This is a genomic window from Pseudomonas sp. Irchel s3a10 (genome assembly GCF_900187525.1).
GTDB classification, from domain to species: Bacteria; Pseudomonadota; Gammaproteobacteria; order Pseudomonadales; family Pseudomonadaceae; genus Aquipseudomonas; species Aquipseudomonas koreensis_G.
In genome coordinates, this window is the sequence record NZ_FYDR01000004.1 from 1 (window position 1) to 16266 (window position 16266).

10 protein-coding genes are annotated in these 16266 nt (G+C 61.5%); 9 read left to right on the forward strand and 1 reads right to left on the reverse strand.

Features of this window, described 5'->3' with window-relative positions; translation table 11 throughout:
* On the reverse strand, positions 1-4069 hold a 4069-nt coding region (locus tag CKW11_RS12900), incomplete at its 3' end, for a retention module-containing protein (protein WP_143499989.1).
* A 357-nt stretch (positions 4070-4426) separates the two neighbouring features.
* Here CKW11_RS12900 and CKW11_RS12905 point away from each other — a divergent pair.
* The 9 genes from CKW11_RS12905 (at position 4427) to CKW11_RS12945 (ending at position 16253) form a co-directional block, all read left to right on the forward strand.
* Positions 4427-5779 (forward strand): TolC family outer membrane protein, encoded by a 1353-nt coding sequence (locus CKW11_RS12905; protein ID WP_095137823.1) that lies wholly within the window; start codon positions 4427-4429, stop codon positions 5777-5779.
* A gap of 42 nt (positions 5780-5821) precedes the next feature.
* Positions 5822-7978, forward strand: a complete 2157-nt coding sequence (locus tag CKW11_RS12910; protein WP_095137824.1) for a type I secretion system permease/ATPase — start codon at positions 5822-5824, stop codon at positions 7976-7978.
* Entirely contained in the window at positions 7968-9335 is a 1368-nt protein-coding gene (locus tag CKW11_RS12915; protein WP_027611115.1) for an HlyD family type I secretion periplasmic adaptor subunit, read from the forward strand. The genes CKW11_RS12910 and CKW11_RS12915 overlap by 11 nt, the downstream gene beginning before the upstream one ends.
* Positions 9336-9708: 373 nt before the next feature.
* Entirely contained in the window at positions 9709-10605 is an 897-nt protein-coding gene (locus CKW11_RS12920) for a TauD/TfdA family dioxygenase (RefSeq protein ID WP_095137825.1), read from the forward strand.
* An 18-nt stretch (positions 10606-10623) separates the two neighbouring features.
* Complete coding sequence (locus CKW11_RS12925; RefSeq protein WP_095137826.1) at positions 10624-11649, forward strand: ABC transporter substrate-binding protein; 1026 nt, start codon at positions 10624-10626, stop codon at positions 11647-11649.
* 5 nt (positions 11650-11654) lie between these two features.
* On the forward strand, positions 11655-12515 hold the full coding sequence (locus CKW11_RS12930; RefSeq protein WP_095137827.1) for an ABC transporter ATP-binding protein: 861 nt from the start codon (positions 11655-11657) through the stop codon (positions 12513-12515).
* A 20-nt stretch (positions 12516-12535) separates the two neighbouring features.
* Positions 12536-13402 (forward strand): ABC transporter permease, encoded by an 867-nt coding sequence (locus CKW11_RS12935; protein WP_095137828.1) that lies wholly within the window; start codon positions 12536-12538, stop codon positions 13400-13402.
* 174 nt (positions 13403-13576) lie between these two features.
* Positions 13577-14494: a LysR family transcriptional regulator gene (locus tag CKW11_RS12940; RefSeq protein ID WP_095137829.1), complete on the forward strand. Its 918-nt coding sequence runs from the start codon at positions 13577-13579 to the stop codon at positions 14492-14494.
* A 220-nt stretch (positions 14495-14714) separates the two neighbouring features.
* Positions 14715-16253 carry an MFS transporter gene (locus tag CKW11_RS12945; protein ID WP_095137830.1) on the forward strand — a complete coding sequence of 513 codons (1539 nt, stop codon included), beginning with the start codon at positions 14715-14717 and terminating at the stop codon, positions 16251-16253.
* Positions 16254-16266 lie beyond the last annotated feature (13 nt).

Here is a 16266-nt window from a genome sequence, read left to right on the forward strand (position 1 = left end):
GGTTCTCGAAGTTGCCGCCGGACGCATCCTTGATCGTGACTTCGACTTTGCCGGCGTCCTTGTAGACGTCATCGGCTGGAGCTGGAACGGTCACGGTGCCGGTGGTTTTACCCGCTTCGATGGTGATCACCGAGCCGTTGGACAAGGTCACGGTCACCGGAGTACCGGCCGGATTGGTCAGGGTCGCGGTGTAGGCGATCGAACCGCCTTCCGCCACGGTGCCGGTGGCGCTCAGGGTCAAGTTGGTGGTGTCGACGGTGTCGGTGACGTTGGTCGAAACCGGGGTTTTGTCAGCGACCAGGTTTTCGTAGTTGCCACCGCTCACTTCAGTGATCGCGTTGGTCAGTGGCTCGTGACCGGTCAACGCATCGTTCGGTGCGGTGGTGGTCACAGTGCCAGTGGTTTTGCCCACTTCGATGGTGATGGTCTGGCCGTTGGCCAGGGTCACAACAACCGGCGAGCCAGTCACCGGCGCACCGACAGTGGCGGTGTAAGTGACGGTGCCACCTTCAGCCACCGAAGTATCGGCGGTCAGTTTGACGGTCGAGGTGTCGATGGTGTCGGTGACTTCAGTGACCGCAGGGACGGTGCTCGGCACCAGATTCTCGAAGTTGCCGCCGGTTGTTCCGGTAATGCTGACTTCCACTTTGCCGGCGTCTTTGTAGACGTCATCGGCAGGTGCTGGAACCGTTACGGTGCCAATGGTTTTGCCGGCCTCGATGGTGATGACCGAGCCATTGCTCAAGGTCACGGTCACCGGAGTACCGGCCGGATTGGTCAGGGTAGCGGTGTAGACGATCGAACCGCCTTCCGCCACGGTGCCGGTCGCAGTCAGCGACAGGTTGGTGGTGTCGACGGTGTCGGTGACGTTGGTCGAAACCGGGGTTTTATCCGCTACGAGATTCTCGTAGTTGCCGCCGCTTACGTCAGTGATCGCGTTGGTCAGTGGCTCATGACCGTTCAACGCATCGTTCGGCGCAGTAGTGGTGACGGTGCCGGTGGTTTTACCCACTTCGATGGTGATGGTCTGGCCGTTTGCCAACGTGACGGTCACTGGCGAACCGGTAACCGGGGCCCCGACAGTCGCGGTGTAGGTGACGGTGCCGCCCTCGGCCACCGAGGTATCGGCGGTCAGTTTGACGGTCGAAGTATCGATGGTGTCGGTGACTTCGGTGACAGCCGGAACGGTGCTCGGAACGAGGTTCTCGAAATTGCCGCCGGTTGTACCGGTAATGCTGACTTCAACCTTGCCGGCATCTTTGTAAACGTCATCGGCAGGCGCTGGAACGGTCACGGTACCGGTGGTCTTACCGGCTTCGATGGTGATGACGGAGCCATTGCTCAGGGTCACGGTCACCGGCGTACCGGCCGGGTTGGTCAGGGTCGCGGTGTAGACGATCGAACCGCCTTCAGCGACGGAGCCAGTGGCGCTCAACGTCAGGTTGGTGGTGTCGACGGTGTCGGTCACGGTGGTGCTGACCGGCGTCTTGTCGGCGACCAGATTCTCGTAGTTGCCACCGCTCACGCCAGTGATCGAGTTGCTCAACGGCGCCTGGCCGTTCAGCACGTCGTTCGGTGCGGTGGTGGTCACGGTGCCGGTGGTTTTGCCGACTTCGATGGTGATGGACTGACCGTTGGCCAGGGTCACGACAACCGGCGAGCCAGTCACAGGCGCACCAACGGTGGCGGTGTAAGTGACGGTGCCGCCCTCGGCGACCGAGGTGTCAGCGGACAGTTTGACCGTCGAAGTGTCGATGGTATCGGTCACTTCGGTGACCGCAGGGACAGTGCTTGGCACCAGATTTTCGAAGTTGCCGCCGGTTGCACCGTTGATGGTGACTTCGACTTTGCCGGCGTCTTTGTAGACGTCATCCGCAGGCGCCGGAACCGTCACGGTGCCGGTGGTTTTACCGGCCTCGATGGTGATCACCGCGCCGTTGCTCAGGGTCACGGTGACCGGCGAGCCGGCAGCGTTGGTCAGGGTTGCGGTGTAAACGATCGAACCGCCCTCAGCCACGGTACCGGTCGCGCTCAGCGACAGGTTGGTGGTGTCGACGGTGTCGGTAACGGTGGTCGAAACCGGAGTTTTGTCGGCGACGAGATTTTCGTAGTTACCGCCACTGACGTTGGTGATGGCGTTGGTCAGCGGTGGGTTGCCGGTCAACGCATCGTTCGGCGCTGTGGTGGTCACCGTGCCGGTGGTTTTGCCGACTTCGATGGTGATGGTCTGGCCGTTGGCCAGGGTCACAACAACTGGCGAACCGGTGACAGGCGCGCCTACGGTGGCGGTGTAAGTGACGGTGCCGCCCTCAGCGACCGAAGGATCGGCAGTCAGTTTGACGGTCGAGGTATCGATGGTGTCGGTGACTTCGGTGACCGCCGGAACGGTGCTCGGCACCAGGTTCTCGAAATTGCCACCGGTAGTGCCGGTGATGCTGACTTCGACTTTGCCGGCATCTTTATAGACGTCATCGGCAGGCGCGGGAACGGTCACGGTGCCAGTGGTTTTGCCGGCGTCGATGGTGATGACAGAGCCGTTGCTCAACGTCACGGTCACCGGGGTGCCGGCCGGGTTGGTCAGGGTCGCGGTGTAAACGATCGAACCGCCTTCAGCCACGGTACCGGTAGCGCTCAGCGACAGGTTGGTGGTGTCGATGGAGTCGGTGACGGTGGTGGTCGCCGGCGTCGTGTTCGGCACCAGATTCTCGAAGTTGCCGCCGGTCGCGCCGGTGATCGTGGTGCTGACGGTGCCGCCGTTGTTATAGACGTCGTTCGGCGCGGTCGGCACGTTGACCGTGCCAGTGGTCTGGCCGGCTTCGATGGTGATGGTCGAGCCGTTGGACAGAGTGACGGTGACCGGCGTCTGCGCCGGGTTGGTCAGGGTCGCGGTGTAGGTGATCTGGCCACCTTCGACCACGGTGCCGGTGGCGGTCAGTGTCAGGCCGGTGGTATCGCGCGAATCGACGATGTTCGTCACGACTGGCGTCGTGTTCGGCACCAGGTTCTCGAAGTTGCCGCCGGTGGCACCAGTGATGGTGGTGCTGACGGTGCTGCCGTTGTTGTAGACGTCATTCGGCGCGGTCGGCACGTTGACGGTGCCGGTGGTCTGGCCGGCTTCGATGGTGATGGTCGAACCGTTGGACAGAGTGACGGTCACCGGCGTCTGCGCCGGGTTGGTCAGGGTCGCGGTGTAAGTGATCTGGCCGCCTTCGGTGACGCTGTTGCCAGCGGTCAGGGTGACGGTGGTGGTGTCGATGGTGTCGGTGACCTGGGTCGTGGCCGGGGTGGTCGGCGGGGTCACGGTAATGCCGTTGCCGCCGGTGGTGCCGGTGACGGTCACGTTGATCTGGGTCGGGTCGTTATAAACGGTGTCGTTCGGTGCCAGCGGCACGTTGACGGTGCCGGTGGTGGAGCCGGCCGGAATCACGATCACCGAGCCGTTGGACAGAGTGATGGTCAGGTCGGTCAGCGGCGCCTGGGTCAGGGTCGCGGTGTACACCAGCACGCCGCCGGCTTCGGTGATGGTCGGCGTGGCGCTGAGGCTCAGGGTCGACTCACGCAGGGCGTTGGTGGTGGTGTCGGTGGTCTGGCCACCGGTGATGTTCTGCGCCACTTGTGCGCCGGCGTTGATGCCCGCGGTCGGGAAGCCGATGGTCGGATCGACGCGGCCGGCGGTGGCATCGAGCATCACGAAGCTGTGGCCGCCGCCCGCCGCACCACCAGTTCCTGCGGCGGTAGCGCCGGCAGCGGTGGCTTCAAGGGCTGTGGTCGGGTCGGCGCCGGCGGCAATGGCCTGCTGCAGCTCGGCTACAGAAGGCGCGGCCTGCGCGGTGGCCTCGGCCAGGTCAGTGCTGGAGTCGGGCGCGTTGGCGCTCCACTGGGTTTCACGGCCCAGGTCCAGGGTGCGGCCATCCGCCAGTTCCAGCGACACGGCGCCGGAGAGGCCGGTATCGATCTGGTCGCCGACGAACAGGCGATCGCCTTCAACGAGCACGCGGCGTACACCCTCAGGGGAGACCACGAATACCTGACCGACAATGCTTTTGACGATGGCAACAACACTGCTCATTGAAGACTCTCCGGGTGTCACGTTCAGTTGACTTCCATAGCCTGATGGCTTCGGCGCCGATTCAGTCTGGACGTACTTTTAAAATTTGCGAATCAAGTTTGACGCTGCTTTTCGTCAATATTTTGGCTAGATTCTTTCGCTATTAAGTTTATGCCAAACTATTGACCTTCTGGGTGCCATCCTAAACAATCGCCCCACTAATGTCACATTGATATTTCCGCGGCGACCTGTCCCTTAGCGTGTGATCCAGTTCCTAATTTGAACTTTCCGACATACGGTCATTCCGGTTGCCAATCATCCGACGCAGCAGCACGTTTTGCTGTGATTCAAGACAAGAAGTCCTGGGAAATCTTTACCATGCGTTTGCACCTGTTCAAGGCTCTACCGTTCGCCCTCGCCGCCTCATTTGTACAAGCACAATCCTTACCAGAAGCCATGCAGCAGGCACTGGATGTCCATCCGGAAATCCAGGCAGGGGTCAACAGTCGTTTGGCCGCGGATTATCAGTTAAAGGCAGCGAAAGGGGGATACCTGCCCAAGGTCGATCTGCTGGGCGGTTATGGTCGTGAGGGCACCGACAGCGTGACCACCCGCGCCAACGGTGGCGGCAACCACTGGGAAACCTTGAACCGCAGCGAGTCAAGTTTACGTCTCTCGCAAATGGTTTTTGACGGTTTTGCGACGTCGAGTGAAGTCGGGCGTCAACAAGCCACCGTCAACTCCCGCGCCTACTCGCTGCTCGGCACTTCCGAGCGCACCGCGCTGACCGTCGCCCAGGTGTACCTGGACGTGCTCACCCGCCGCGAATTTGTGCGTCTGGCTGAGGAAAACCTCAAGAGCCACCAGCGCATTTACGACCAGATCCAGTTGCGCACCCAGCGCGGCGTAGGCAGTGGTGCCGACCTCGATCAGGCTGAAGCGCGGATGGCTCAGGCCCGCAACAACCTGATCACCGAACAGACCAACCTCGCCGACTCCGAGACCAACTTCCTCAGTGCCGTCGGCCAGATGCCAGACCAGCTGGAGCGTCCGGCGCCGTTCATGGCGATGATGCCGGCCAACCTCAATGAAGCGCGCCAGCAGATGCTGGAAAACAGTCCGATCCTGCGCTCGGCCGAGTCCGACATCGCTGCGGCCGAGAAGCAGTACGAAACCGCCAAGTCGACGTTCTACCCACGTTTCGACGCCGAGCTGGGGCGTACCGCCGACAACGATCTCGACGGTCAGAACGGCCACAACAACGAGTGGCAGGCGATGCTGCGCATGCGCTTCAACCTGTACTCCGGCGGCAGCAACAAGGCCGATCTGGAATCCAAATCGTACCTGTCGAACCAGGCGCTGGACATCCGCAACAACGCCCTGCGTCAATTGAACGAAGAGCTGGGCCTGGCCTGGAACGCCCTGAACAACGCCAATGCGCAGGTGCCGATTGCTCAGCAGTACGTTGATCACAGCACTTCCGTGCGCACCGCCTACCAGCGTCAGTTCAGCCTCGGCGAGCGCACCCTGCTCGATTTGCTCGACAGCGAAAACGAGTTGTTCACCGCTTCGCGCCGTTTGGCCGAAATCAAGAACATTCAGTTATTTACTCAGTATCGAATCAAGGCGACCATGGGCGAGTTGCTCAAGAGCCAGGGAGTGGTCGCACCATTGGCATCCGTCGTGCAGAACGATGTGAAGCCGAAGGTTCAACTGCCCGGTATGAATTGAGCAGAACCTTCATTGTTCAATTGTTAGCCAAGAGTGCCGAGCGTGGAATCAGAAGTCAGTCGAGTTCAACTCATTCATGATCCGCGCGCGATGCACGACGATCCGTTACTGGATGGTCTGCTCGCTCTGTGCATGCTGCACCAGAAACCCGCCAGTGCGGCGATGCTCACCACTGGCCTGCCGCTGCCCAAGCAGCGCCTGAGTATCGAGTTGCTGCCCCGCGCAGCGGCTCGCGCCGGGCTGCAGGGCCGGGTGCTGCAACGCAAGCTGGAAGAGATTCCGGCGATTGCCATGCCGGCGCTGTTGCTGCTCAAGGATGGCCGCAGTGCTGTTCTGCTCGGCTGGCAAGGTGACAACGAAGCTCGGGTGCTGCTCAGCGAAAGCGATGGCGGCGAATCGGTGGTCAGCCGCGAACTGTTGGCCGACGACTACACCGGCAAAGTGTTCTTCGCTCAGCCGCAGCACAAATTCGACGTCAACCACGGCACGTTGATCCCGCGTGCACGCTCGTGGTTTCGCGACACCCTCAAGCGTTCACGCTGGCTGTATGCCGATGCGATCGCCGCGAGTTTCCTGATCAACATCATCGCCATGGCCGCGCCGCTGTTCGTGATGAACGTCTACGACCGCGTGGTGCCGAACCAGGCCGAAGCGACCCTGTGGGTGCTGGCGCTGGGCATCACCGGTGCCTACATTTTCGACCTGATCCTCAAGAGCCTGCGCAGTCTGTGCCTGGACCTGGCCGGCAAGAAAACCGACCTGATCATCTCCGCGACGCTGTTCGAGCGCATCGTCGGCATGGCCATGAAGTACCGTCCGGCGCGGGTCGGCAGCTTCGCGCAGAACATCCATGAGTTTCAGAGCCTGCGCGACTTCCTCGCCTCGCTGACCCTGACCAGCCTGATCGACCTGCCGTTCACCATCCTGATCTTCATCGTCATCGCGATTCTCGGCGGGCATCTGGTGTGGATTCCGGTGCTGGCGTTCCCGATTGCGCTGTTGATCGGCTACGCGCTGCAGAAACCGCTGGTCGCGACCATGGAGCGCACCATGGCCCTCGGCGCCGAACGTCAGTCGAGCCTGATCGAAACCCTCGCCGGCCTCGATGCGGTGAAGGTCAACAACGCCGAAAGCGAACGCCAATACCAGTGGGAACAGACCATCGGCACCCTCAGCCGCCTCGAGCTGCGAGTGAAAATGCTCTCCGGTCTGGCGATGAACATCACCCTGCTGATCCAGCAACTGGCCGGGGTGATCATGATCGTCTTCGGCGTGTATCAGATCATCGCCGGCAACCTGAGCATGGGCGGTCTGATTGCCTGCTACATGCTCAGCGGCCGCGCGCTCAGCCCGCTGGCCTCGCTGTCTGGTTTGCTGACACGTTATCAGCAGGCGCGGGTGACCATGACCTCGGTCGACCAGATGATGGAGCTGCCGCAGGAACGCAATTTCGAAGAGCGTCCGCTGAGCCGCAAGGTGCTGCAGGGCGCGATCGAGTGCCGTCAGTTGAACTTCACCTACCCGGAACAGCAGAACCCGGCGCTGAAGAACATCAACCTGGTGATTCGTCCCGGCGAGAAGATCGGCATCATCGGCCGCAGCGGCTCGGGCAAGAGTTCGTTGGCGAAACTGTTGGTCGGCCTGTACCAACCGGACGACGGCGCGTTGCTGGTGGACGGTGTAGATATCCGTCAGATCGATGTCAGCGAGCTGCGCTACAACATCGGCTACGTGCCGCAGGACATCCAGCTGCTGGCCGGCACCCTGCGTGACAACCTGGTCTCCGGCGCGCGCTATGTAGAAGACGAGCTGGTACTGCAAGCCGCCGAACTGGCCGGCGTGCACGAATTCGCCCGCCTGCACCCGCAGGGTTATGAGCTGCAAGTCGGCGAGCGCGGGCAGAACCTGTCCGGCGGCCAGCGGCAGAACGTTGCACTGGCGCGGGCGCTGTTGCTCAACCCGCCGATCCTGCTGCTCGACGAACCGACCAGCGCCATGGACAACACCGGCGAAGAACGCCTCAAGCAACGCCTGGCTGCCGTCGTTGAAAACAAGACCGTGGTGCTGGTGACGCACCGGGCCTCGCTGCTGTCGCTGGTCGACCGCCTGCTGGTGGTCGACCGTGGACAGATTCTCGCCGATGGCCCGAAAGCCGCCGTGATGGAAGCGTTGAAGAAGGGGCAGATCAGTGTTGCTTAAGTCGGGTGTCAAAGAGTCGATCCGTCGCTACTTCAAGGGTTCTGCCTCGCTGCAGGGCCAGCCGCTGCCGGAGGTCAACAAGGCGCTGATCGAGGACGCCCCGCGCGTCGTGCGCCTGACCATCTGGGCAATCATCGGCTTCTTCCTGTTCTTGCTGCTGTGGGCCAACTTCGCCGTTATCGACGAGGTGACCAAGGGCGACGGCAAGGCGATTCCGTCGTCGAAGATCCAGAAAATCCAGAACCTTGAGGGCGGGATCGTCTCGGAAATGTTCGTCAAGGAAGGTCAGATCGTCGAGGCCGGCGCACCGCTGATTCGCCTGGACGACACGCGGTTTGCTTCCAACGTCGGCGAAACCGAGGCCGACCGGCTGTCGATGCTGCTGCGCGTCGAACGTCTCAGCGCCGAGGTCGATGACCGTCCGCTGAATTTCCCGGAAGACGTGCTCAAAGCCGTGCCGGGTCAGGCGAAAAGCGAAGAATCGTTGTACATCAGCCGGCGTCAGCAACTGCACGACGAGATCGGTGGTTTGCAGGAGCAGTTGATCCAGCGTCAGCAAGAGCTACGCGAGTTCAGCTCCAAACAGGCGCAATACCGCCAGCAACTGGGCCTGCAACGTCAGGAAATCAACATGTCCGAGCCGCTGGTGGCGCAGGGCGCGGTGTCACCTGTTGAAGTGCTGCGACTCAAGCGTGCCGAAGTCGAAACCCGTGGTCAGCTCGACGCCACCACATTGGCGATCCCGCGCGCCGAATCGGCAATCAAGGAAGTCCAGCGCAAGATCGACGAGACTCGCGGCAAATTCCGCAGCGAAGCGCTGACTCAGCTCAATGAAGCCCGCACCGACCTGAACAAGGCCCAGGCCACCGGCAAGGCCTTGGAAGACCGGGTCAGCCGGACGCTGGTCACCTCGCCGGTACGCGGTATCGTCAACAAGTTGCTGGTCAACACCATCGGTGGCGTGATCCAGCCGGGCAGCGACATGGTGGAAATCGTGCCGCTGGATGACACCTTGCTGGTCGAAGCCAAGATTCGTCCGCAGGACATTGCGTTCCTCCATCCGGGGCAGGAAGCGATTGTCAAATTCACCGCGTACGACTACACCATTTATGGCGGGCTGAAAGCCAAACTCGAGCAGATCGGCGCCGACACCATCACCGACGAAGACAAGAAAACCACCTATTACATCATCAAGGTGCGCACCGAGCGCAGCCACCTGGGCACTGATGAAAAGCCATTGCTGATCATTCCGGGGATGGTCGCGTCGGTGGATATCATCACCGGCAAGAAATCGGTGTTGAGCTATCTGCTCAAGCCGATCATTCGGGCGCGGGCCGAGGCGTTGCACGAGCGCTAGATCTTCAGCGCGGCGGCTGGCCTCTTCGCGAGCAAGCCCGCTCCCACATTTGATCTTCAGTGGACGCAGGTTCTGTGTTCGACCGGGATCCACTGTGGGAGCGGGCTTGCTCGCGAAGGGGCCAGACCCATCACCACACTCCTGTCAGTAAGTGACACAAATCGTCACTCACTAAACAGTCCATTCCACACCAACCGCCATATCGTTATTCACTAACGGTATTTAATTTCCAGTTCTTATAGCTTTAAAGTCATCCACCTGCGTACCTGCCGACCAATCGGCGCGCCGCACGACCTGAACCGACACGCAATCCAGCGTGAGTGTCTGATCGACGTGCGCGCCTGTGAGCGCGCCGTGCGTGGGAGATTGAAAGATGTCCGCAGCTACTGCCACCCCAAGCGCCGCGACCGCCGCGCCGCAAAACTTTGAAATTCGTCCGTTCAGCGGTGCCGTCGGTGCCGAGATCATCGGCCTGGATCTGACCCGACCAGTGAACGACCAGGACTTCGCGCGCATTCATCGCGCGCATCTGGATCACCACGTTGTGGTGTTCCGCGACCAGCGCATCACCCCGCAACAGCAGATCGATTTCAGCCGTCGGTTCGGCGTGTTGCAGATTCACGTGCTCAAGCAGTTCCTGCTGGCCAATCACCCGGAAATCCTCATCGTTTCCAACATCGTCGAGAACGGCCAGAACATCGGCCTCGGCGATGCCGGCAAGTTCTGGCACTCCGACCTTTCCTATAAAGAGCTGCCGAGTCTCGGCTCGATGCTGCATGCGCAGGAATTACCGTCCGAGGGCGGCGACACGCTGTTCGCCGACATGCACAAAGCCTGGGACAACCTGCCCGAGGCCCTGCGCAAAGCGGTGGAAGGCCGCTCGGCCGCGCATTCCTACACTGCGCGTTACAGCGAGACCAAATTCGAAGGCAACTGGCGTCCGACCCTGACCCCGGAACAACTGGCGCAGGTCGCCGAAGTGGTGCACCCGATCGTACGTACCCATCCGGAAAACGGCCGCAAGGCGTTGTTCGTCAGCGAAGGCTTTACCACCCGCATCGTCGGCCTGCCGGAAGACGAGAGCAAACAACTGCTCGCCGAGCTCTACGCCTACAGCGTGCTGCCGCAAAACATCTACCGCCATCAGTGGCAGCCCCACGACATGGTGTTCTGGGACAACCGTTCGCTGATCCACCTCGCCGCCGGCTGCCCCGCGCACCTGCGCCGCAAGCTGTATCGCACGACCATCCAGGGCGACGCGCCTTTCTGATTTGCCGGAGATTCGATCATGTCCAAACGTCTTCCATTTGCACCGCTGGCGGCGGCCATCGGCCTGGGTTTCAGCCTGCTTGTCGGCAGCCTGGTGGCGCCAACCGTGGCCCACGCCGAAGGTGAAATCCGCATCGCCGAACAGTTCGGGATCGTCTATTTATTGCTCAACGTGGTGCGCGATCAGGGCCTGATCGAGAAGTACGGCAAGCAGCAAGGCCTCGACATCAAGGTCGACTGGACGCAGCTCTCGGGCGGCGCGGCGGTCAACGATGCGCTGTTGTCCGGCTCTATCGACATTGCCGGCGCCGGCGTCGGCCCGTTGCTGACCATCTGGGATCGCACCCACGGCAAGCAGAACGTCAAGGCAGTCGCCTCGCTCGGCAACTTCCCGTACTACCTGGTGAGCAACAATCCCAAGGTCAAAACCATTGCCGATTTCACCGAGAAGGACCGCATTGCGGTGCCGGCGGTGGGCGTGTCGGTGCAGTCGCGCTTCCTGCAATACGCGGCGGCCAAGCAGTGGGGTGACGAGGAATTCAATCGCCTCGACAAGTACACCATCGCCGTTCCGCACCCGGATGCGACCGCTGCGTTGATCGCCGGCGGCACCGAACTGACCGGGCATTTCTCCAACCCGCCGTTCCAGGATCAGGCGCTGCAGAACCCGAACGTGCACGTGGTGCTCAACTCCTACGACATCCTCGGGCCGAACTCGCCGACGGTGCTGTTTGCCACCGAGAAATTCCGCAACGACAACCCGAAAACCTACAAAGCCTTCGTCGAAGCGCTGACCGAAGCCGCGCAATTTGCGCAGAACAATAAGGGCGCAGCGGCGGACACCTACATCCGCGTGACCAAGGCCAAGATCGACCGCGCCGAGCTGCTGAAAATCATCGACAACCCACAATTCGAATTCAGCGTCACGCCGAAAAATACCTATCCACTGGCCGAATTCCTCTACCGCGTCGGTGCGATCAAGAACAAACCGGAATCGTGGAAGGACTACTTCTTCCAGGACGCCAAACCGCTGCAGGGGAGCTGATCGAGATGAATGCCCCTTTGCAAGGCCACGCGGCCAGCAACCCGGTCGCCAGTACGCAAGCGCTGCTGGCGGTGGATAACGTCAGCCTCGAATACCGCACCCCGCAACGGGTGGTGCGCGCCACGCATCAGGTCAGTTTCGAAATTGATCCGGCAGACCGCTTCGTCCTGCTCGGCCCGTCCGGCTGCGGCAAGTCGACTTTGCTCAAGGCGGCCGCCGGGTTCATTGCCCCGAGTGAAGGCGAGATTCGCCTGCAAGGGCAGCGGGTCGATGGACCCGGTCCGGACCGGATCGTGGTGTTCCAGGAATTCGATCAACTGCCGCCGTGGAAAACCGTCAAACAGAACGTGATGTTTCCGCTGCTGGCCTCGCGCACCTTGAATAAAAAAGACGCCGAACAACGCGCGTTGCACTATCTGGAAAAGGTCGGGCTGGCGGCGTTCGCCGATGCTTATCCACACACCCTGTCCGGCGGCATGAAGGCTCGGGTGGCGATTGCCCGGGCGCTGGCGATGCAGCCGAAAATCCTTCTGATGGACGAGCCGTTTGCCGCGCTGGACGCGCTGACCCGGCGCAAGATGCAAGAAGAATTGCTGCTGCTCTGGGAAGAGGTGCGCTTCACCTTGCTATTCGTCACCCACTCGATCGAAGAGGCGCTGGTGGTCGGCAATCGCATCCTGCTGCTGTCGCCACATCCGGGGCGGGTACGCGCCGAAGTGCACAGCCATCAATACGATTTGCAAAGCCTCGGCGGCGTGGCGTTTCAGGAATCGGCGCGGCGCATTCACCGTTTGCTGTTCGATGAAGGCCAGTCGCCGGAAACCGAACGTGACCATGACTTCAACGACATTCGTATCGCTTATTGAGCGTTCTGGAGGATTGCCCGATGAGCCAACCATCGTCTGTACGACAAGAGTTTGAAACGGTCCTTGAACCACTGACCAGCGTGCCGCTCGAGCGCGAATTGCCGCTGGGCCAACGCCTGTGGCAACAGGGCTGGCTGCGCAAAAGCCTGATCCTGATTCTGCTGGCGATCCTTTGGGAGGTGATCGCCCGGGTGCAGAACAACGACCTGCTGCTGCCAGGTTTTCTGCAGACCAGTCATGCGCTGTACGACGGCCTGCTCAGTGGTGAGTTGCTGGGCAAGGTGTGGATATCGCTGGTGGTGCTGATCAAGGGTTACCTGATCGGCATCGTGCTGGCATTCGCCCTGACCACGCTGGCGGTATCGACCCAGTTCGGTCGCGATCTGCTGAGTACCCTGACCTCGATGTTCAACCCGTTGCCGGCGATCGCCTTGCTGCCACTGGCCTTGCTCTGGTTCGGGCTGGGGCAGAACAGCCTGATCTTCGTGCTGGTGCATTCGGTGCTGTGGGCGCTGGCGTTGAACACCTACGCCGGTTTTCTCGGTGTCTCGGAAACCCTGCGCATGGCCGGGCGCAACTATGGGCTGAAGGGTATGCGTTTTGTGCTGTTCATCCTGATCCCGGCAGCACTGCCGTCGATTCTTGCCGGGCTGAAAATCGGCTGGGCGTTTGCCTGGCGCACGCTGATCGCCGCCGAACTGGTATTCGGTGCCACCAGCGGTAAGGGCGGGTTGGGCTGGTACATCTTCCAGAATCGTAACGAGCTGTACACCGACAAGGTGTTTGCCGGGTTGGCGGTGGTGATCCTGATCGGGTTGCTGGTGGAGAATCTGGTGTTCGATACGCTGGAGCGAGTCACCGTAAAACGCTGGGGCATGCAGCGGTAATTTGTGGTGCTCCCACTGGCCCCTTCGCGAGCAAGCTCGCTCCCACATTTTGAAATGCGTTTCCCCTGTGGGAGCGGGCTTGCTCGCGAAGGCGTCGGTTCATGCATCACCGATTGCAAGGATGTTTGCTAGCATTGCGCCTGAATCAATCAAGATCAGCCAAGAGTGCTCAGCATGCAACTCCCGGACATGAACCTTCTGGTCGCTCTCGACGCCCTGCTCGACGAGGGCAGTGTGGTCGGCGCCGCGCGGCGGATGAACCTAAGCCCCGCCGCCATGAGCCGCACCCTGACGCGCATTCGCGAGGCGATCGGCGACCCGATCCTGGTGCGCGCCGGTCGCGGCTTGGTGCCAACTCCCAAAGCCCTCGAGCTGCGCGAGCAGGTGCGCGATGTGGTGGAGCAGGCGGCGCTGCTGTTCCGCTCTGCCGACCATGTGGAACTCGGCACCCTGCGCCGGCGTTTCAGCATCCGCGCCAACGACTTTTTCGTCGGTGTGTACGGCGGCAAATTGTTCGATACCCTCGATCAGCAAGCGCCGCACTGCGAATTGCGCTTCGTCCCCGAGGGTGATGGCGACGATGAAGCGCTGCGTGAAGGACGGATTGATCTGAGTGTCAGCAACACCCGTCCGGTAACCCCGGAAGTCAAAGTGCAGAACCTGTTCTCCACGCATTTCGTCGGTCTGGTGCGTGAGGATCATCCGTTGCTCGACGGCGAGATCACCGCCGAGCGCTATGCCGGCTACTCGCATATCAGCATGTCCCGTCGTGGCATTGCTCGCGGCCCCATCGACACTGCACTGAACGCCCTGGGCCTGGAGCGGCGGGTGGCGGTGATCGCTCCGAGTTTCCATGCGGCGATGTTTGCCTTGCCCGATTCCGATCTGATCCTGCCGGTGCCCAAAGAAGCGTTGCTCAGCGTGCGCCGACTCGGCTTGAAACTGCGCTCGTTCAACCTGCCGATCCCATTGCCGACGCTGATGTTGACTCAGGCCTGGCACCCGCGCTTCGACAAAGACCCGGCGCACCGCTGGCTGCGTGAAACCCTCAAGGCGTGTTGCGACGAAACCTGGCTGGCCGCGCAACCCTGATCCCACAAACCACGCAAATCTCTGTAGGAGTGAGCCTGCTCGCGATAGCGGTGTATCAGTCGCCAAAAGTATCGACTGAAATGGCGCCATCGCGAGCAGGCTCACTCCTACAGTGAAATCGTTGTGTCTGACACACTTATAACCTGCCAATAAGTCAATTTTCGTCAGCACTAAGCCTTACTAAAATGCTCCGGTATTTTTTCTTCCGGAGTGTGTATCCATGACATCCCTGACGGTCCCGGCGCCCATCGCTGCGGCCAGTCCGGCGACGGCGGCTGCGCCACCGGTGTTCGGCGCGCGGATCATCACCGGCCTGGTCGGAGTGCTGCTCGCCGTGCTGGTCTCGGGCCTCAACGAGATGGTGACCAAAGTCGCGCTGGCCGACATCCGTGGCGCGCTGAACATCGGTTATGACGAAGGCACCTGGCTGGTGTCCTGCTACGCCGCGACCTCGGTGGCGGCGATGGCGTTCGCGCCCTGGTGCTCGGTGACCTTTTCGCTGCGCCGTTTCACCCTCTGCGCGATCAGCCTGTTCACGCTGCTCGGCGTGCTGTGCCCGTTCGCCCCCAACTACGAAAGCCTGCTGCTGATGCGCACCCTGCAAGGGCTGGCCGGCGGCGCGTTGCCGCCGATGCTGATGACCGTCGCCCTGCGTTTTCTACCGGCCAATTTCAAACTCTATGGCCTGGCCGGTTACGCCCTGACCGCAACTTTCGGCCCCGGTCTCGGCACGCCGCTGGCCGGGTTGTGGAGCGAGTACGTCGGCTGGCAATGGACGTTCTGGCAAATCATCGTGCCGTGCCTGATTGCCATGGCAATGGTCGCTTGGGGCATTCCGCAGGATCCGCTGCGTCTGGAACGCCTCAAGACATTCAACTGGAAAGGCCTGCTGCTGGGCTTTCCGGCGATCTGCATGCTGGTGATCGGCTTGCTCCAGGGCAACCGGCTGGACTGGTTCGAGTCGAGCCTGATCTGCGCTTTGCTCGGCGCCGGCTCGCTGTTGCTGGTGGCGTTTCTGATCAATGAATGGTCGCAGCCGATTCCGTTTTTCAAGTTGCAGATGCTCGGCATCCGCAACCTGGCGTTCGCGTTGATGACTCTGGCTGGAGTGCTGGTGGTATTGCAGGCGGTGGTGCTGATTCCGTCGAGCTATCTGGCGCAGGTCCAGGGATATCGCCCGGTGCAGACCGCGCCGATCATGCTGATCGCTGCGTTGCCGCAGTTGATCGCGCTGCCGCTGGTGGCGGCGCTGTGCAACTTGCGCTGGGTCGATTGCCGCTGGGTGCTTGGCATCGGTTTGAGCATGTTGACCCTGTCCTGCCTGGGTGGCTCGCTGCTGACTTCGGAGTGGATCCGCGACAATTTCTACGTCCTGCAATGGCTGCAGATTTTCGGTCAGCCGATGTCGGTGCTGCCGCTGTTGATGCTCTCGACCGGCAGCATCCAGCCGCAGGACGGGCCGTTTGCCTCGGCGTGGTTCAACACGGTGAAAGGCCTGGCGGCGGTGGTCGCCACCGGAGTCATCGAAGCACTGACCACCGCGCGCCTGCATTTCCACTCGACCATGTTGATCGACAACCTCGGCAACTCACCGCTGGCCGATCGCAGCGATCCGGCGCTCGCCCATCGCCTGCATGAACAGGCCGTGGTGCTGACTTCGTCCGATCTCTATGTGTGCATGGCCGGCGTCGCGGTGGCGCTGATTCTGCTGATTTTCTGGCTGCCGACGCGGATCTTTCCACCGCGCGCGCCGACCTGATGGCTGTACTGAA